Source organism: Desulfuromonas sp. AOP6 (assembly GCF_009731355.2).
Lineage (GTDB): Bacteria > Desulfobacterota > Desulfuromonadia > Desulfuromonadales > SZUA-540 > SZUA-540.
In genome coordinates, this window is record NZ_AP022810.1 from 815,523 (window position 1) to 834,169 (window position 18,647).

Consider the following 18,647-nt stretch of genomic DNA (forward strand, 5'->3'; position numbering starts at 1 on the left):
TGCTCTTGCATAAGCTTGGGGAGAAGTCGCCCCCCGCACGGGGGCGTGGATTGAAACGAAGCATGGTTTGCCTATGACGCACTAGACGGGGGTCGCCCCCCGCACGGGGGCGTGGATTGAAACAAGTAAGGCTATACTAGTCGTCCCTGAAAAACTCAAAATTTCGCCTTCAGGCGACAATCGAATAAAGTTCCATGCTCAAGCCAGGTGAGTGTATCAGTTCCCTGGCAGCCCAAATGGGTCGTTTAAGCAACGTCGGCAGCGATTTGAGCCGTTCCAGTTCTTTGAAAACAAGCCAAAGAAAAGCCCGCAGGAGCTTTCTCAGGTTAAAACCGCAGGCGGCGAGGATGGCGTTCATCTTGTCGCCGTCGGTTCCCTTGAGATAGTTGCGATCCATCCGGTTGTCCTGCTTCATGTGGCCGATCACCGGTTCGATGGCGCTTCGCCGCTTGAACCAGCGCCACTCATTCGGCTTCATGCTCTTTTTTCTCCGGTTGGCCAGATGAACGTTGGTCTTGCCCAGTTGCTTCGGGTTGCCCTTGTAGCCCTTGTCAACGTAGGCATTTTCGGCTTCCCAGCCAACCAGGCGCTTGATTTGCTTCAGTGCGCCTTTGAGAGTATGGCCATCGAATGGGTTGCCGTGCAAAGCTTCTACGCCGACGATCCAGTTGTCTTTGGACGTTGTGGCCACTGACACCTTGCAGCCGAACTCGTATTTCTTATGGGCCTTGCCTTTGCTGATGCACTCCACTTCGGGGGCATGCAGGCTGTACAGCTTGTTTTTATCGTGTCGTTTCTGGGTCAGCAGCCTTCGGGTCAACTGTAGCAGTTCTGCCAGTTCCGTATCCGGTTGCGGGCAGTTACGCAGGATGTTGCGATACACCCGGCCCAGATAGTTTTTAACCTTTTTCTGCTCCGCCTTGGCGCGCCGCATCTGCCGGGCATGGGCATAGCGGCCGGACATGATCAGGGCGGTCTTGCCAAGACGCAGGTAACTTTGCCGCAATGGGATGCCGCGTTTCTTCGCGGCCTTGACCAGCATTACCCGGGCTTTGTGCTGCAACCGGGCATCGGTAGGAAAGGCAACCGCCTTCTCCTGCACCGTGGTGTCGACGTTGACGCGCTCCAGATGCGACGCGGTCAGATGTTCGCCCCGCTTGGCCGTCTCCAAAGTCTCGCCAAGCAACTGCTCCATGTTCTTCGAGCCGATCCGCTTACGCCAGCGCACCAGGGAACTCGGATCGAGCGGCAAGCGATGGATGAAGAACTCAAACCCGCAGAAAAACTGCCAGTACGGGTTTTCCAGCAAACGGGCCACTACGGATTCGTCGCTCTCGTCGAAGGCGTGCTTCAAGTAGTGCAGACCAACCATTAACCGGGTGGATAATGCCGGACGCCCCTTGTCGGCATACAGGCAACCGAACTTGGCATCAAACACCGACCAGTCGATCTGGTTGGCCAGCACGAACAGCGGATGCTTCCTGTCAAGGATCTGGTCCAGGCGTGACCGAAACAGGTCGGCCTGATCTTGCTGTTTTGGTTTCTTTGGCTTCATAAAATCACCAGAAATCGGGGTATGAACTCTGTTTTCTGGTAATTTTATCAATCATAAACAGGAAAATAAATATTTAATTTCAGGCACTTATATTTTTTCAGGGACGACTATACTATGAATAAGACAGTGAGGGGTCGCCCCCCGCACGGGGGCGTGGATTGAAACTGTTCATGTTAAAGCCATGGCGCAATGCTCACAGTCGCCCCCCGCACGGGGGCGTGGATTGAAACGAGGAAATCAGGCGATTGCTGTTGGCGCAGCGGGAGTCGCCCCCCGCACGGGGGCGTGGATTGAAACGAGGAAATCAGGCGATTGCTGTTGGCGCAGCGGGAGTCGCCCCCCGCACGGGGGCGTGGATTGAAACTCGGGGATTTGGCGCATTTCTTTATAAAAGTAGGGGCGCCGCCTGCGGAGGTGTGATCCTAAACAGTGTGATTGATAAAACTTAAGTCGATTTGTCATTTTCTGACTTGGGTTGCCATCTGGCAGCCCATGGAAATTGCTTGTCGTTTGTCTCACTGAGTGTGTCAGCTCCTTTATTTGAGGCACGTTTGAGGAACGAACTGGTTTGCATAAAATTGAAAAACGAAAAATCCCGCCTAAGTCGGAAAAAAATCGGCCTAAGTCGGAAAAAATTGAGTTAGAGAAATCAAATAAATAAAAACAGGGAAAATTTTTCTGGGTTTTTTCCGACTTGTGTGGGATTTTTTTGGACTTAGGCCGGATTTTTTGATTCTGGATATTGTGACGATCAAATCGAAAAGGTGGTTTAAATGCCCCCTTTCCCTTTGAAGATATGAAGTGTTTACAAAAGGGGAGGCCGGTTGCCACACTCAGTGTGGCAAATGGCAGCTCCTAACAGGGAAGGACAAAACCGTTTTCCATCAGTTTGCCAAATTAAGTGTGGCAAACACTATGGTCATTGCCACACTAGGGGCCAAGGTTTCGCACTTTCAGAACCCTCCCTAGTGTGGCAAACGACATGTCATTTGCCAAACAGATAATAAGTGTGGAAAAGAAGCAGATGGAGGGCGGGAAAAAACATGGAAATCAATCGGAGGATTTTCGATTCATATGACTATATTTTTCGGTATTGCTGCAGACGGCTTGTTACGGGCGTGTAAGGGATTTTGGTTTGGATGAACAACCATCTCCTCAAACAGAACCAGTACATCCGATGATTGATCAAAGCGGAACATCCCCACACCGTTTCTCCCGCCCGCTTGTTGCCGCGGCCATCGTGTTTCTCCTTGTCACACTTTTATCGGCAATGCTTGTCTGGCGACTGGATCACCTCCGTCTTCAGAAAGACCGTACGCGTGTCGCCAGCCTCACCGGGGATTATGCAAACGCTCTTCAACGCAACATTGAACGGGCCTTGTCAGCTACTTATGCCCTTGCAGCCATGGTTCGCCAGGGCAATGGCCATTTTCCCAACTTTGACGAAATGGCCCTCCAGATGCTTCCCCTCTACCCGGGGGCAGATTCGCTGCAACTGGCACCTGGTGGCGTCACACGGCAGATTGTCCCCCTTGCCGGCAACGAAAAGGGCATTGGCCGCGACCTGCTGACAGATCCGTTACGCAACAAGGAAGCCCTTCTTGCAAGGGACAGCGGCAAACTGACCCTTGCCGGTCCGTTTGAACTGATTCAGGGGGGAACCGGAGTGGTCGGGCGCTTTCCGGTTTTCCTCGATAATGAAGCTGGCCATAAGTTTTTTTGGGGTTTTACCTCCATCGTTATCCGCTTTCCCGATATCCTTGACACGGCCCGCTTGTCTCGACTGACCGATCAGGGGTTTGCTTACGAACTCTCGCGTGTCCACCCGGACAGCGGGGAGAGGCAGATCATCACCGCGTCCACCGCAATCCCTCTAAGCAAGCCCGTAGAGCAAGTCCTGGAACTGCCAAACGGCATCTGGACACTCAGCGTGGCGCCAGTCAAGGGCTGGAGTAATCCTCTCGGCCTCTCAACCATGGCATCGCTGGGCTTGTTGCTCAGCTTTCTTATGGCCTATTTAGCGAAACTTCTAGTGGAGTCAAAAACCCACGAAGCTCGGCTGGAGGAGTTGGTCGTCGAGCGCACTGCCAAAATCCGTGAGGGGGAGGAACGCCTGCGGCTGCTGGAGGACAATCTGCCCGACAGTTATGTCTTCCAGTATCTTCAGGAAGAGGAGGGGTCACCACGATTTCTTTATTTGAGTGCCGGGGTAGAAAGGTTGCACGGCTTGAGTAGGCAGGTGGTTCTGGACGACATCGGCGCCTTGTACCAGCAAATCGATCCAGGGCAGATGTCTGACCTACGGGAAGCGGTAGTGGTCAGCGAAAAAAAATTGACGGACCTTCAAATGGATCTTCATGTGCGCCATGCCGGTGGACAGTGGCGCTGGTTGAAGGTGCGCGCACGACCGCAACAAAAGGTGGCCGGCCGTGCTGTATGGGATGGTGTGGTCTCGGACGTCACCTCGCATAAACAGGCTGAAGATGAGGTCAGGAAGAGCGCGGCTCGCTATCGGGAACTTTTCGAAGCTAACCCCCATCCGATGTGGGTTTATAATTTGGAGAGTCTGGCGTTTTTGGCAGTGAACGATGCGGCAATATCCCACTATGGATACAGCCGGGATGAATTTCTCACCATGAGCATCCGAGACATACGCCCCCTGGAGGAGGTGCCGAAACTTCTTGAAAATATTTCTAAAGTGAGCCATGGCGTCGATGAAGCTGGCGCCTGGTGGCACTGTAAAAAAGATGGCAGTCTGATCTTGGTCGAGATTACCTCCCATACCCTGGATTTTGCCGGTCATCCAGCCGAATTGGTTTTAGCGCACGACATCACCGAAAGACATCGAACCGAGTCAGCACTGCGCGAGAGTGAAGAAAGGCTAAATCTCTTTATTGAACATGCCCCGGCGGCGCTGGCCATGTTTGATCGCGAGATGCGGTATCTGGCCGTCAGCCATCGCTGGCTGGCTGACTTTAGCCTGGGGGAGATGGACATCATTGGCCATTCCCACTATGAGATTTTTCCGGAGATTACGGAAGCGTGGAAAACTGTGCATCGTCGTGGCTTGGCCGGTGAGGTCCTTTGTGCCGATGAGGATCGTTTCGAACGAACCGACGGCACTTCTCGATGGAAGCGCTGGGAGGTACGCCCATGGCACGCGGCCGATGGCAGCATCGGAGGCATTGTCATCTTTACCGAAGACATTACCGAGCGCAAGCAGGCCGATCTGGCAATACGCAAGTTGAATGAAGAACTGGAAGACAAGGTCCGTGAGCGCACGGCTCAGCTTGTCGCGGTCAACAAGGAGCTGGAGGCTTTCTCCTATTCCGTCTCCCATGACCTCAAAGCCCCGCTGCGTGGTATAGACGGTTACAGCCAGATACTCGAAGAGGACTACCACGAACAGCTTGACGCCGAGGGGCGCCGGTTCCTGCAGAATATTCGGAACGGCACCGCACAAATGTACCAGTTGATTGAAGATCTTCTGGATTATTCACGCATGGAGCGCCGCTCGCTGCAGAGCTCCAAAATTGATTTGCTGCCGCTGGTTAGGGCCGTAGTCGCGGAGCGCCTCCCGGAAGCGGAGCCATCCGGCCTCCTGGTGCGCCTGCAGGTGCCAGACAATACCGTCTTAGCCGACCGCGATGGCCTTATCATCGTCTTGCGAAACCTGTTGGAGAATGCGATCAAATTCAGCCGTGATGCAGCACAGCCGCCGGCCATCGACATTGGCGCCCGCAGTGAGGGAGACAAGACCATTCTGTGGGTGCGCGACAACGGTATCGGCTTCGACATGAAATTCCACGACCGCATTTTCGATATGTTCCAGCGACTGCAGCGTGCCGAAGACTATCCGGGGACCGGCATCGGTCTTGCCTTGGTGCGCAAGGCCATGCAACGCATGGGCGGCCGCGTCTGGGCCGAAAGTTCTCCCGGCGCTGGCGCCACCTTTTATCTGGAGTTGCCACAATGAATAAAAATCAGAGGACCAGGCCGATTTTGCTGGTGGAAGACAATCCCGTCGATGTCGAACTAACCTTGCGCGCTTTTGCCCGGCGTAAGATGGCCAACCCTGTGGAGGTTGCCCGCGATGGCGAGGAAGTTCTGGCCATGATCGATCGCTGGGAGACCGGTGATCCTCTCCCGGTAGCCATACTGCTCGATCTCAAACTCCCCCGGGTTGATGGCCTGGAGGTGCTGCGTCGAATCAAGACGCATGAACGATTTCGTTCCCTGCCGGTAGTGGTACTAACGACTTCGACCGATGATAAGGATATTGAGACGGCGTATCATCTCGGCGCCAACTCCTACATCGTCAAACCGGTCAATTTTGAAAAGTTTTTCGAAGTGGCGACCCAGATCGAGCTCTACTGGTGTCTTCTCAACGAGCCGCCGAGCTAAGGAGTGGCTGAGAAAGGGCAAAGCATGACGACCTCTGAAGGGCCATTGCGTGTACTCTATCTTGAAGATAACCCGGTCGATACTGACCTGACCCGGCGCGCTCTGGCCCGACTGGCCCCCCATATTCAGCTTGAGAGTGTGACGACGCTTGCCGCTACCCTCAAGCGGTTGGCTCCGGCATGTCCCGAATACGACATTGTCCTGTCTGATCTCAGCTTGCCGGATGGCAGTGGTCTGGAACTCCTCGCCCATGTTCGCGAGCGTGACTTGCCGCTGGCGGTTGTCATTATTACTGGATCCGGGGATCAGGAAGCAGCGGTTACCGCCCTTAAGGCGGGAGCCGACGATTACCTGGTCAAGAAGGACAACTATCTCAACCTCCTTCCTAAAACTCTCACTTCGGCACTTGCCAACTTTCAGACCACCCGGGCAGGACGGCGCAAACCCCTGCGGGTGCTCTACGCGGAGCCTGGCAATTTCGATGCGGATCTCACCCGGCGCTATTTGGCTCAGCATGCCCCCCATATCTCCCTCGATGTGGTCGGCACTGGCACGGAGGTTTTGGAGTGCCTGCCTGCAGAGCCCACAGTTACCAGTCCCTATGATGTTGTGCTGCTCGATTACCGAATGCCTGGTCTGGATGCACTGGAGGTTACCAAAGCCCTGCGGCAGGAGCGGGGGCTGAGCATCCCCATCGTCCTCGTCACTGGCCATGGCAGTGAGGAGGTAGCCATCCAGGCGTTGAGGTTAGGTGCCGACGATTATCTGGTCAAACAGGAGGGTTATCTACAAAAGTTGTCTATGGTGCTGGAGAATGTGCAGAAACAGGCAGCGCTCACCACGGCTGAGGTTCGCTATCGCAACCTGTTTGCCAGTATGCGGGATGCGATCATCATCACCGATCTTTCCCGTACCATCATCGATGTCAACCAGCCAGCCCTGCGCACCCTTTTCGGTTACGAAGCCGAAGAGGTTCTGGGCCAGTCCTCAGCCATTCTTTATGCCGATCATGACCATTTCGAGCAGACGGGCTGGGCGATCTTCAACCGCCATGATCTCGTACCCGGAAAGCTCCTGGAGACACGATTCCGACGGAAATCAGGCGAAGTCTTCCATGGCGAACTCTCTGCCTTGAAGTTGAAAAACGACAAGAATGATCCCGTGGGAAACATCGGGATCATTCGCGATATCACCGAGCGTAAGCTCTATGAAGAGAAACTGAAGCATTTAGCTACACATGACGAACTGACTGGCCTGGCAAACCGGCCCCTCCTGCTGGATCGACTGGAACAGTCCCTCCATTATGCTCGCCGGTCAGGATGCCTGGTGGGGGTGCTGTTGTTTGATCTCGATCGCTTCAAGGTCATCAACGACAGCCTCGGGCATGCTTTCGGGGACAAGCTGTTATGCACCTTGGCGAAGCGATTGATGCACCTTGTGCGCGAGGCCGACACTGTCGCCCGGTTGGGTGGCGACGAGTTCGTCATTTTGCTGGCGGAGGTGGCTGAACCAGAGGATGTAGGTCTGGTCGCATCAAAAATTTTACAGCACCTGGCCGAGCCTCTCTGGGTCGATAATCGTGAGATTCTCGTGACCGCCAGTCTTGGTATCAGCCTCTACCCCAAAGACAGCGACGATGGTGCTACCCTGATCCGCAACGCCGACATGGCCATGTACCGTGCAAAGAAGAATAAACGTAACAGTTTTGCCTTTTATTCTCCGGAAATGAATCAGCGTATCCTTGAAACCCTGGAACTTGAAGGAGCGCTCCGTCAGGCCCTTGAACGCAAGGAGTTTTGTCTGCACTACCAGCCGCAAGTTGATTTGGCCAGTGGCCATATTGTTGGCTGCGAGGCCTTGGTCCGCTGGCAACATCCTGAGCGGGGGATGGTGCCGCCGGACGATTTCATTCCTTTGGCAGAAGAAACCGGTCTGATTGTCCCGCTCGGCACCTGGGTCTTGGGGGAAGCCTGCCGTCAAGCCAGGGATTGGCAGGAACAGGGGCTGTTGGGGTTGAGTGTGGCCGTTAACATTTCAGGGCGGCAGTTTCGAGAGCCAGACTTTGTCGCCACCGTGGAGCGAATTTGTCAGGAGAGCGGACTGGAACCTCAATTTTTAGAACTGGAGATCACCGAAAGCGTCGTAATGGAAAATGTTGAATCAGCCATTATGACTTGGGCTGACCTCAAGCTTCTGGGCGTTTCCCTCTCCATCGACGATTTTGGCACAGGCTATTCATCCCTGAGCTATCTCAAGCAGTTTCCCATACACAGCCTCAAGATCGACCGGTCTTTTGTTTGTGATATCGTGACAGACTCCAACGATGCGGCCATCGCCTCTTCTGTCATCGCGCTTGCGCACACCATGGGCCTGAAGGTTGTTGGTGAAGGCATTGAGGCGGAGGAACAACTCCAGTTTCTGAAAGAGAAGGGCTGTGATATGGGGCAAGGATACCTGTTCAGTCGCCCCCTGCCCGTCGAGGAAATCGTTTTGGCGATTCACCAATGGAAAAGGTAAGAGAGAGAAAAACGGCAGGGATCGTTGAGTTGTAGATTTGCCTTTCCCTTTTATTTGCCACGAAACTTAGGATGATCCGGATCAAAAAAAATCAGGACTTTTTTCAGACGTAGGCCAGGTTTTTTTGAAGGGATGCCAGAGATGACGATCGGACTCTTGTTACGGCAATAATCTGTTCCCCATGTTTGCTGAAGCCAGATAAAGGCCGAAAATACACCTAGAATGATTTCGCTTTGGAAAGAGGCACAAAATGGCCAAGTACGGATTCCGGTTCTTGTGGAGCGATGAAGACAGCGGATTTATCGTAACCTGTCCAGATTTCCCAGGGTTTTCTGCGTTCGGAGAGACGACCGAAAATGCTCTTGAAGAAGCAAACATCGCACTTGATCTTCTCGTTGAGTCTCTTCGGACCGCAGGAACGGCCCTCCCCGAGCCCACAAAGGCTGCCGATTATAGTGGCCAGGTGCGACTAAGAATGCCCAAAAGCCTGCACCGCTCTTTGGTTCAAAGAGCTGAAATGGAAGGCGTGTCCCTAAATACCTGGTTGATTACTCTTCTCTCTGAACGTAATGCGGCTAGATGAAATAGAAGCCTTGAGAAAATAATGGGTATTGGTCTATGTAGGGTTTGACGATTTTTCACTGTCTGCGGTGAGACGTCACCCCCCCCCTTGACAATCGCTGATGATTGATATAGTTCTGTCCTGTAGGCTCGGATTGGCTCCCTCCTGATCTTTGTTGGTCAGTGCAAACCGCCGAGTATTTACCCAGAAAAGCCCGGATCTCCGGGCTTTTCTGTTTGTGAGCACCTTACCCTCCTTTTCCTCAAAACCGCTCTGGAAAAAAGAGTCTTTTTGAGTCCCCGAACCAGCAATTTCACTCCTCTTTGATAGCAGGAGCAGGAACATACTGGCCAGTCCTGAAAGGCTTTGGCTGTGCGCGCGAGGCATTGCGCGTAGCGCCTTGACTGGTGCACTAAATAACCAAAGTCCCTGCCAAAATAATGGGGACTTTGTCAGCGGCCTGGGGGACTTAACAGGCCTTTCCCTTAATATTTCGATAAACAAGGGGTGATATGATGATTTCAGGAAGATGGAAAAAGGAAAGGTTGCCACAGTAAATGTGGCAAACAAGTGCCAATTTTCCATACTGTGGCAAACAGGCAGCAAAGCCAGTCTGTAAGGGCAAAAAGTCCCCCAAAAAAGCTATCTTGACCAATCTTCATAACGAAGGTCTTGCCACAGTAAATGTGGCAAACAGGTGCCGATTTTCCCTACTGTGGCAAAAAGATAGCCCTAGACAGGGAAGGAGTCCGCAGTTTGTTGCTGCTTTGCCAAATATAATGTGGCAAACATGCTAGATTTTGCCACATTAGGCCAATTTTTCTGATATGCCAGAAACTTCCCTAATGTGGCAAACGGCATGTCATTTGCCAAAAAGATAATGAATGTGGAAAAGGGCGAAAATGAGATACTTGGAAAAAACAGTTGAGGCATCAAACCAGTTCCTCCAAGTTTTGATTGAAAAAGCAGATGCCCTTTTGAGGTGAGTCGATACACCGAAGCGCTGGCGCACAATAGAAAAAGCCCGGAAGCAAGCTTCCGGGCTTTTTTGAGGGGTAAAGCACCGGGATCGTCACTGATCTTCTGCCAGGATAGGATTTGTCCGGTGGATGCAGTATGTTTTTATACAAAAAATGCTTTTTTGTCAAACTCAAATTGGTCACAAAAACACTTCGTCCACACAGGCCAGATTGATCCGCCGCAATATGAGGTGATTGGAGTCGCCGTTAAGTCTATAGGAACACTCGTCCGAAGAGCTCCGACTTTCCAGTACAAAAAAAGCCCGCAGATTCCGGTGGGATTCTGCGGGCTTTGGCTTCGGGGCGCGGAGTGAACTACATCATCATCCCACCGCCGTGCATAGGCCAATCGATTGCTCCGTCCCTATATCCCTGGTGCCCGGACTCCATGAGGTAACCCCTGTCGTAATGGTATCCGGTAAAGTCGTTGACCCCGTCTGCATCGGTGTCGACGAAGGCATCGTTGATGCCATCATTGTTTGCATCAACCCAACCGAAACCCATGCAATAGGGGCGGCCGGTTTGGTCATCGATCCCGTCGCCGTTGTCGTCCTGATGGCGGCTACCGAATCCGTAGCGATAGGACATCTGTGCGTAGGGGCCTCCCGCATAGTCGTTAATGCCATCCCCGTTTGCATCCACAAAGCGGTCGTTAATGCCGTCGCCATTCGCATCGACCCAGCCAAATCCGTGGCCATAGGACATGGGCAAGTCAGACAGATCGCCGATGCCGTCACCGTTGGCGTCTCTGAAATAGTCATTTATCCCATCACCATCCAAGTCAACCCAGCCAGGAATCGGCATATAGGGCACCGCGGTCAGGTCGTTGTAGCCATTGCCGTTTGCATCGACGAAAAGGTCATTGATGCCATCCCCATTCTCATCCTGATATCCGAAGGAGTGACGGAAGGGCATGCCTGAACGGTCGCAAATGCCGTCGCCGTTAGCGTCTACGAAACGGTCATTGACACCGTCGCCGTTGGTGTCCACGAAACCAAACCCGTGCCCGTAGGCCATTTGGTTTAAGTCGTTTATACCGTCGCCGTCGGCGTCGCGGAATAGATCGTTGATGCCATCGCCGTCTGCATCGACGAACCCTGCTTCCATCATGTAGGTATACCCAGCGTACAGCCCTCCACGATCACAGATGCCGTCGCCATCAGCGTCCATGAAGTTGTCGTTGATGCCGTCCCCGTTTTCATCGATAAAGCCGAAGTGGTAGCCGTTAAATCCGGTGTGCTCCACGAGAGCACCGTCTCGGATGGTTATAGTGCCGAGGTTGAGACCACGTCCTTCCAGCATCCGAAAAGGGATCTCCGTGACCTGTCCGGACATGTGGTGCAGATAGAGCGAATGATCCCCGTCTGCAATGCCTCTTACCTCAAAATACCCCTGAGGGCCAAGAGGGATTTCCGTGGTGCTATCGTCGAGAGTGAGAGTAGGTTGGGTTTCGGAGACCACCGCCAGGGTTTCAACCTGGCCACTGTCCGTTGTACTCAGCGTGCCGGCCACGGTCGACGCCGGGGCCGGTTGCTCAGCAGGCGCTGGGTCGCTGCTGCCGGATCCTCCGCAGCCGGTGACAAGGAGAGCCATGACGGCACTCACTAACCAAAACTGAATTCTCTTTAGAAAAACGGTTTTTGCTTGCATTGATTACTCCTGGGAAAGAAAGTTTCTCATTAGACGAAGGCGGAGCGAAGAGGTTTACCCTGAAAAGGTATTTTTCCGAAGTGTTACAACTATTGGTTCTTCTGGAGCAAACTAGGTCCGGACCTGGTTTGCTGATGAGCCTGAATGCTCTGAACCAAAGAAACCTGAACCCATATGCCGCTGCGTTGTCTTAGCTTGACCAGTCCCTACGGACTATCTTGCTCCCGTGATGGTTCACGACTGGTGGGGAAGGTTGGCGCGGTCTTTGGCTGCGATGGAAGGGAGTGGCCACAGTAAGGGCAGAAGGCCCATTTCATGGAAGATTCTGCAAATACGCACATTTTGGTTTTTTTCTGTGCTAGGACTTGTCTAGACGCTTTTTCTCGACAGTGACTCCGTAATCTTCCCGAAGGACATGGATAATCGCGTCAAAAAGTTCGGCCTTCTCCCGAGCCCCCCTAATCTGCACCTCAAGTGCCTTTGTCCCCTTATCAGGGTTTTCTATGGAATCTTTGTCATCAGACATCTGAGTCATCTTGAGATCGGATACGTGTTTCCGTTGACGGTGGAACTTCCCATGCTTTCGCAGTCAGGCCAGGATGGTGGAGCGCCCTTGAATGCCATAGTGACTTTGGCTATTTTGCAGCTCATTTGACCTTTTTCTTCTGGAGAAAAGGGGCAACGCATTTCAGAATGAGTCATTGGCAAAAAAAGGCACTTTAAGGTCTTACCCAGGACCACGCCTCAATGGAGGCACACTGTACCCTTGTCTTTAACACATTCCGTGCCATGAATCTGCCATGGGGCAAGCGCCTGAAAATAAACGGAAAAAAGTTCATGGGCGAAACGGAAAGCAGCGGATGTGCGGAATATTCTCTCCCAAATGAAGAATATTCCGCGATTCATGTCAAGGCAGGGCGGCAAGCATAGAGCGAAGCCTGGATATCATGGCCAACTCCTGATCAGAGGAAGCCGGCTGTCATTCAACCTCTGTGCATTCCATCCGATTATTTATTCCCGAACTTCATTTGTGGCTATGAGGGTGCGCTTGGAAAGCGACCAGACTTTTTTGCGGCCAGAATGCAATATCTGATCGTCTTTTTGCGCCTCTAGCTAAAACCCTCCAGAAAGCCTGTAAACAGAGACCCCAGCTCTTCCCGTCTTTTAGTCCTCAATATTTAAGATAATTGATTCCAAAAAACACCAAGCGTGCGAACGCCTGCAAGTTCTCCCATTCAATATCCCATCGCGAAAATCGAAGCACTCATCCCCTCACTTTGCCCGATAAAGCACACCAAAATGTGCGTAAATAAAATTAGCAGACCTGTTTAAACTACTGCTTAAAAGTGATGTACTGGAGAATTTATTGTTGACTTAAATGGTATGGTTAGAATATGGTTGCAAGCACGTTTCGGGGGCAGACAAACCATTTTCGACGGAGGTGTATTGTGCGGAAGATTGTGTTGGTATTGTTGTTGGGGGGCCTTGGGCTCATCTTCTCAGCCTCTTCGGCCTTTGCCGAGCTGGGTGATTTTTTCGTGACAACCGATTGGTTGGCCAAGCGCCGGCACCAGGTCAAAATTGTCGATGTACGTGTGACCCCTATGTATCTTCTCGGTCACATTGACGGGGCGCTCAGTATTCCGAAACAGCAATTTCTGTCCACCCGGGGCGGGGTCAAAAGCCTGGTTCCAACAGTATCGGAGTTCGCGTCCCTAATGGATCGCTATGGCATTACACCGGATACGACCGTGGTCGCCTATGCCGAGGATGACAACCCGTACGCCGCACGATTTATCTGGACTCTCCGATACCACGGACACGAACGGGCCTATGTCCTGGATGGTGGTTTTAACAAGTGGGCCAAGGAAAACGGCCCCACAGCGTTTCTCCCCACGAAGGTGGTGTCGACGGCAGGCTATCATTGCCAGCCAGGCAGAGATATCCGGGCAGAGACAGACTATATTCTGACCCGTCTGGGAAATCCCGGGGTGATGGTTTGGGATACGCGCAGCTACAAGGAATTCGATGGATCTGATATCCGGGCCGAGCGCGGCGGACACATTCCCGGAGCCGTTCATCTGGATTGGACAAACCTGCAGAAGGAGGTCGACGGTGTCCGGGTACTTAAGAGCGAGGAGGAGATTCGGGCCTTGCTCACTGCGGTCGGAATCACGCCTGAGCAGGACATCGTGGCCCATTGCCAAACCGGGATCCGTTCTTCCTATGCGACCCTGGTTCTGTTGGGACTCGGGTACCGCGTCGAAAATTACGACGGTTCCTGGATTGAATGGGCCAACAACAAGGCACTGCCCGTCAACAGGACCATTCGAACCGCCTCGCGAAGCCATTAAACCGCGCCATGGGGGGCGTTAAGAAAACAAGTCAATATATAGGAGGAAAAAAACTATGCGTATTGCTGGAATTGAGAAATCCAAAGGTCCTGTCTGGTTGCGGGTTCTGTTCAAGATTATGGGATCGCGCTCTGGCGGAGTACCAACCCCTCTGTGGGTGTATGGCTGGAAACCAAGCATTCTAAAATCGTTCCTTGGCTTGGGCCGTTCGGTCCGCACCCCGGGTGAACTACCCGAGAGATTGAAGAGGCTTGCCATGTATTGGACGGCACGGCAGGTCGAGTGCGCGTTCTGAATTGATCTGACGAATCGTCTCGCCCGTGAGGCGGGAATAACCCACGAAGAAATTGCTGCTCTTGCCAATTACTGCAGCAGCGACATGTTCACCGACCTGGAGAAAAATGTCCTGGCCTATGCCGAGGCTGTCACGGCCACGCCTTCACGTGTTACGGACGAACTTTTTGAAAAGCTCTCTACGCAATTAAATGAAGTACAGATGGTGGAATTGACGGCAGCCATCGCCCTGGAGAATTTTAGTGCCCGCTTCAATCGCGCCTTTGGCATCGAGCCGGGAAAGTCAGTTTCGTTGAATAACGGGAAATAGGCGCAAATCCGTTCCACATTAAAATGTCTGGAGACCCCATGAAGAAAAAGAAAATCCTTTTGGTCCTGATTTTGGCAGGACTTGTGGCTTTGTTTATCGGCCTTGACCTGAATCGCTTCCTGTCGCTGGAAGGTATTAAAACGCACCGGGATGCTTTGGAGGCCTTTTATGCCAGGAATCGGCTGATCACTCCGATTGCTTTTATCCTGGTCTACATCATTCAGACAGCGCTTTCCCTTCCCGGGGCTTTGCTGCTCTCCCTGGCTGCAGGGGCTCTGTTCGGGGTCTTCCAGGGGACGCTTTTTGCAGTAACGGGGGCAACCTTGGGAGCGACCTGCGCGTTTCTGGTGTCTCGTTACCTTTTGAGTGGATGGGCGCAGAAAAGGGTCGGGTCAAAATGGGATACGCTGAATGTAGCCCTTGAAAGGGATGGACTAAACTATCTGCTGTTCCTGAGATTTGTTCCCATTTTCCCCTTTTTTCTCATCAACCTCGTAGCGGCGTTAACAAGACTGCCCCTTCGCACGTTCTTCCTGGGAACCTTCGTGGGCATTCTTCCGGGAGCTTTTGTCTATGTCAACGCGGGAGCGAGTCTTGCTTCCATTGAGTCGATGGCTGGAATCGTCTCGCCAAGAGTCCTTGGTTCCTTTGTGCTGTTGGGGGGCTTCTCCCTGGTGCCTATTCTTAGTCATAAATGGCATTGGGCAAGAAAGACCGAAAACCAATCTGAAGCTTAGGTTGCGAAAAACGGCCAAAGGACGGTCACCTTGGCGTAGGGCACCTCGGCGGCGCTGAAGACCTGTGGCCCTTTTCATAAAGTCAGATTGGTGATGACGGGTTGGCCAGAAATGTTTCGGTGTTGCGGCAGGTCCCTTCCGAAATTGGGTGCCTAAAAAAGTCTTGACATGAAAATCAACCCCATATAGATTGATGTCAAATAGTTCGATATCAATCTATATGGGGTAATCGTGAAAAAATTGTCGTTCAAGAACAAGGACGAAGCTGCTGCCATGAATACCTTTGTGAAGCTGATGAGAGTCACAGAGGTGGTGACGAGCGCCACTCACCGGCATCTGGCCGAAGAAAACCTGACCATTTCCCAGTTCGGTGTACTGGAGGCGCTCTATCATCTGGGTCCTCTGTGTCAGCGTGATGTGGCCAAGAAGATCCTCAAGAGCACTGGTAATATCACCACCGTGGTGGACAACCTGGAGCGACGCGGTTTGGTCGCGCGCATTCGCAGCAGTGATGATCGCCGCTATGTCGCGCTGCATTTGACGGAGGAAGGAACTCGCCTGGTCGCCAAAATTTTTCCGACCCATGTGCAGGGGGTTGTTCACAGTCTGAGCGCTCTCACTTCGGAAGAGCAGGAGGAGCTGGGCCGTTTGTGCAGAAAGCTGGGACTGGGGCAGGGTAGGTAAAAAAATTTCCTTATATAATTCGATGTTAAATTATATACCAACAACCACGGAGACAATCATGTTAAACAAACTGCTTGGCACGAAAGACGAAATCTCGACAACCATTCTTCGCCTCACCTTGGGCTTGGTAATTTTTCCGCACGGTGCTCAGAAGTTGCTGGGGTGGTTCGGTGGCTATGGTTTTACCGGCACCATGCAGCACTTCACTGAAACCATGGGTATTCCCTATCTGTTTGCCCTGTTGGCGGTCCTGGCCGAATCTTTCGGGGCGCTCGGACTGATCGTTGGGCTGGGAACGCGGATCGCAGCGCTGGGGGTGGGGGCCACCATTGGCGTGGCGGCTCTCATGGTGCATATCCCTTACGGCTTTTTCATGAACTGGTCCGGCAGCCAGGCCGGAGAAGGGTTCGAGTATCATCTGCTGGTCGTCGGGATGGCCCTCTCCCTCGTCATCAGGGGCGGCGGGAAATGGTCCCTGGATCGCATCCTGGCCAGCAGGTCTATGGGTCATTGACGGAAACATTCCACAAACAAAACTCACATCCAAAAAGAAAGGAAAACGACAAATGAAAAGACTGATTCTAACTCTGGGTGTTTTTGCTCTGCTGATCGCTCCTTCGGGGGCTATGGCGACTAACTGGAACATCGACCCCGATCACTCGGCGGCCCACTTCAAGGTACGTCACATGATGATTGCCGACGTGCGGGGCAGCTTTCCGGATGTGCAAGGGGTTGTGGTCATCAACGACAGCGATATCACGCGTTCAACTGTTGATGTCACCATCAAGGCCGCCAGTATCCACACCGGTGTGGAGAAGCGCGACGCCCACCTGAAGAGTGCAGACTTTTTTGAGGTCGAAACCTATCCGACACTCACCTTCAAGTCGAAGCGTGTCCAGAAGGTCTCGGACAACAGCCTCAGGGTCGTTGGCGATCTCACCTTGCACGGCGTGACCAAAGAGGTGGAGTTGCTGGTTGACGGACCCAGCGGTGAGGTCAAGGACCCCTGGGGCAATCTTCGCAAGGGGGCCAGGGCCGCGACCCAGATCAATCGTAAGGACTTCGGCATCATCTGGAACGCCACGTTGGACAATGGCGGCCTTATGATCGGCGATGACGTGGAGATCATCATCGACCTCGAATTCATCAAGCAGGCGAACTGATCCAGTCGCCGCCGGGAGGGCACGCCTCCTGCCCTCCCGGCTTGTCTGGACTTGCGAAACTTGCCTGTTTTATTATTGGTGGATCAAAAGCCTTGGCGTGTTGCCGGAAAAAACACAGGAGAAATTGGAGGGCAGGTGCAAAAAAAAGGCACTTTGACGTCTTGAGGTTGGCTGGAAAAAGTGGACACCAATCTCATAGCCTGCGAGGCTCAAGGAGGTGTCCATTGGAACGCATGCCGAGGCAGTTTTACACACTGGAGTTCAGAGAGGAGGCCGTCCGCTTGGTCGTCGACGGCGGCTTGACGGTTGCCGAAGTCGGGCGGCGGTTGAGCGTGTCGCAGCAGACGCCGCGCAACTAAATCAAGAGGCATAGCACCACCGGCCTCAAGACCCACGGCAGCCATAACGTGACCGAGTTGGAAGCCGAGGTCTCCAGGCTGCGCAAGGAGCTGGCCGAAGCGCGGCTGGAGAAGGAAATTCTAAAAATGGGACTTTGCAAAGGAGCCGCGGGGAGGTACGCGATGATCGACGAGTTGCGCAAGGAACAGGGTTTCTCCGTTGATCCGATGGGCGTGTCGAAAAGCAGCTACTATGCCTGGAAGAATCGCAAGCCGTCAGCCCGCAAGCAGAAGGATGAGCGGCTCAAGGTAGCGATCAGGGCGGCCCATGAGCGGGGACGAGGGATTTACGGGCCAGAGAAGATCCAGGACGAGCTGGCTGATGTCGAGAAGGTCGAGGTTGGCATTAACTAGATCAAGCGACTGCGGCGGCAGATGAATATCCGCTGCAAGCAGGTGAAGAAGTACAAGGCAACCACCAACTCGAATCACACGTTGCCGGTCGCGCCGAACCTGCTGGATCTGGAGTTTGCGATGTCAGGTCCTAACCAGGCCTGGGTGGCCGACATAACCTATGTCGCCACCGAAGAAGGCTGGCTCTACTTGGCGGCGATCAAGGACCTCTGGAATCGGGAAATCGTCGGTTACGCCATGAGGCATCGGATGACGCAGGATCTGGTTGGCCGTGCCCTGTTCCGTGCCGTTGCTGCCCGGCGGCCACCGAAAGGGCTGATCCATCATTCAGGTCGTGGCAGTCAGTATTGTTCGCGCCGCTACCAGAAGCTGATGAAGCAGTTCGGGATGAAGCCGTCAATGAACCGCAAAGGGGACTGTTGGGACAACGCCCCGATGGAGAGTTTCTTCGGCACCCTCAAGCAGGAAATGGTTCACCACCGCAGATATCACACCCGGCAGCAAGCCATGGGCGAGATCAGAGAGTACATCGAAGTGTTCTACAACCGGCAGAGACGACACGCCAGACTGGGCAATCTTTCCCCGGCGGCTTACTGGAGGAAATTCGTCAAACGGCAAGGGGCTGCCTGACCATAACATGGTGTCC

General features: G+C 53.2%; 13 protein-coding genes, 1 pseudogene and 1 CRISPR repeat array (1 of these 15 only partly in view). Of the genes and pseudogenes, 11 read left to right on the forward strand and 3 right to left on the reverse strand.

What is annotated here, in order from left to right; translation table 11 throughout:
* Window positions 1-123: a CRISPR direct-repeat array (repeat unit 32 nt; unit sequence GTCGCCCCCCGCACGGGGGCGTGGATTGAAAC) (it extends 2,033 nt beyond the left edge of the window).
* A gap of 46 nt (window positions 124-169) precedes the next feature.
* Complete coding sequence (locus AOP6_RS03900; protein WP_225897347.1) at window positions 170-1,555, reverse strand: IS5 family transposase; 1,386 nt, start codon at window positions 1,553-1,555, stop codon at window positions 170-172.
* Between the two features lie 1,177 nt (window positions 1,556-2,732).
* Between AOP6_RS03900 and AOP6_RS03905 the strand changes: the two genes are divergently transcribed.
* The 4 genes from AOP6_RS03905 to AOP6_RS03920 all read left to right on the forward strand — a co-directional run bounded on the left by AOP6_RS03905 (window position 2,733) and on the right by AOP6_RS03920 (window position 9,059).
* Window positions 2,733-5,531 carry a PAS domain S-box protein gene (locus tag AOP6_RS03905; protein ID WP_155875318.1) on the forward strand — a complete coding sequence of 933 codons (2,799 nt, stop codon included), beginning with the start codon at window positions 2,733-2,735 and terminating at the stop codon, window positions 5,529-5,531.
* Entirely contained in the window at window positions 5,528-5,959 is a 432-nt protein-coding gene (locus tag AOP6_RS03910) for a response regulator (RefSeq protein ID WP_155875319.1), read from the forward strand. The genes AOP6_RS03905 and AOP6_RS03910 overlap by 4 nt, the downstream gene beginning before the upstream one ends.
* Window positions 5,960-5,983: 24 nt before the next feature.
* Window positions 5,984-8,476, forward strand: a complete 2,493-nt coding sequence (locus AOP6_RS03915) for an EAL domain-containing protein (RefSeq protein ID WP_155875320.1) — start codon at window positions 5,984-5,986, stop codon at window positions 8,474-8,476.
* Between the two features lie 250 nt (window positions 8,477-8,726).
* Window positions 8,727-9,059, forward strand: a complete 333-nt coding sequence (locus AOP6_RS03920; protein WP_155875321.1) for a toxin-antitoxin system HicB family antitoxin — start codon at window positions 8,727-8,729, stop codon at window positions 9,057-9,059.
* A 1,313-nt stretch (window positions 9,060-10,372) separates the two neighbouring features.
* Here the strand turns inward: AOP6_RS03920 and AOP6_RS03925 are convergent.
* Both AOP6_RS03925 and AOP6_RS03930 read right to left on the reverse strand, forming a co-directional pair.
* Window positions 10,373-11,650 carry a hypothetical protein gene (locus tag AOP6_RS03925; protein WP_155875322.1) on the reverse strand — a complete coding sequence of 426 codons (1,278 nt, stop codon included), beginning with the start codon at window positions 11,648-11,650 and terminating at the stop codon, window positions 10,373-10,375.
* A gap of 415 nt (window positions 11,651-12,065) precedes the next feature.
* Window positions 12,066-12,233 (reverse strand): hypothetical protein, encoded by a 168-nt coding sequence (locus tag AOP6_RS03930; protein ID WP_213194747.1) that lies wholly within the window; start codon window positions 12,231-12,233, stop codon window positions 12,066-12,068.
* A 922-nt stretch (window positions 12,234-13,155) separates the two neighbouring features.
* Here AOP6_RS03930 and AOP6_RS03935 point away from each other — a divergent pair.
* The 7 genes and pseudogenes from AOP6_RS03935 to AOP6_RS03965 all read left to right on the forward strand — a co-directional run bounded on the left by AOP6_RS03935 (window position 13,156) and on the right by AOP6_RS03965 (window position 18,631).
* A complete protein-coding gene (locus tag AOP6_RS03935; protein WP_213194748.1) occupies window positions 13,156-14,061 on the forward strand; it encodes a sulfurtransferase in 906 nt (301 codons plus the stop codon).
* Window positions 14,062-14,440: 379 nt separating this feature from the next.
* On the forward strand, window positions 14,441-14,665 hold the full coding sequence (locus tag AOP6_RS03940) for a carboxymuconolactone decarboxylase family protein (protein ID WP_155875325.1): 225 nt from the start codon (window positions 14,441-14,443) through the stop codon (window positions 14,663-14,665).
* Window positions 14,666-14,703: 38 nt separating this feature from the next.
* Window positions 14,704-15,402, forward strand: a complete 699-nt coding sequence (locus tag AOP6_RS03945) for a TVP38/TMEM64 family protein (protein WP_155875326.1) — start codon at window positions 14,704-14,706, stop codon at window positions 15,400-15,402.
* A gap of 231 nt (window positions 15,403-15,633) precedes the next feature.
* Window positions 15,634-16,086, forward strand: a complete 453-nt coding sequence (locus AOP6_RS03950; RefSeq protein ID WP_225897348.1) for a MarR family transcriptional regulator — start codon at window positions 15,634-15,636, stop codon at window positions 16,084-16,086.
* Between the two features lie 58 nt (window positions 16,087-16,144).
* The gene (locus AOP6_RS03955) at window positions 16,145-16,600 is read left to right on the forward strand and encodes a DoxX family protein (RefSeq protein ID WP_155875327.1); all 456 of its coding nucleotides are present in this window, start codon (window positions 16,145-16,147) and stop codon (window positions 16,598-16,600) included.
* 52 nt (window positions 16,601-16,652) lie between these two features.
* Complete coding sequence (locus AOP6_RS03960; RefSeq protein ID WP_155875328.1) at window positions 16,653-17,249, forward strand: YceI family protein; 597 nt, start codon at window positions 16,653-16,655, stop codon at window positions 17,247-17,249.
* 233 nt (window positions 17,250-17,482) lie between these two features.
* Window positions 17,483-18,631, forward strand: a pseudogene (locus tag AOP6_RS03965) (IS3 family transposase).
* The last annotated feature ends 16 nt before the right edge of the window (window positions 18,632-18,647 follow it).

Bases quoted from the DNA above. Each gene is read 5' to 3' on its own strand.
- AOP6_RS03900 (WP_225897347.1), bottom strand. From the start codon at position 1,555: ATGAAGCCAAAGAAACCAAAACAGCAAGATCAGGCCGACCTGTTTCGG.
- AOP6_RS03905 (WP_155875318.1), top strand. From the start codon at position 2,733: ATGATTGATCAAAGCGGAACATCCCCACACCGTTTCTCCCGCCCGCTT.
- AOP6_RS03910 (WP_155875319.1), top strand. From the start codon at position 5,528: ATGAATAAAAATCAGAGGACCAGGCCGATTTTGCTGGTGGAAGACAAT.
- AOP6_RS03915 (WP_155875320.1), top strand. From the start codon at position 5,984: ATGACGACCTCTGAAGGGCCATTGCGTGTACTCTATCTTGAAGATAAC.
- AOP6_RS03920 (WP_155875321.1), top strand. From the start codon at position 8,727: ATGGCCAAGTACGGATTCCGGTTCTTGTGGAGCGATGAAGACAGCGGA.
- AOP6_RS03925 (WP_155875322.1), bottom strand. From the start codon at position 11,650: ATGGCTCTCCTTGTCACCGGCTGCGGAGGATCCGGCAGCAGCGACCCA.
- AOP6_RS03930 (WP_213194747.1), bottom strand. From the start codon at position 12,233: ATGTCTGATGACAAAGATTCCATAGAAAACCCTGATAAGGGGACAAAG.
- AOP6_RS03940 (WP_155875325.1), top strand. From the start codon at position 14,441: ATGTTCACCGACCTGGAGAAAAATGTCCTGGCCTATGCCGAGGCTGTC.
- AOP6_RS03945 (WP_155875326.1), top strand. From the start codon at position 14,704: ATGAAGAAAAAGAAAATCCTTTTGGTCCTGATTTTGGCAGGACTTGTG.
- AOP6_RS03955 (WP_155875327.1), top strand. From the start codon at position 16,145: ATGTTAAACAAACTGCTTGGCACGAAAGACGAAATCTCGACAACCATT.
- AOP6_RS03960 (WP_155875328.1), top strand. From the start codon at position 16,653: ATGAAAAGACTGATTCTAACTCTGGGTGTTTTTGCTCTGCTGATCGCT.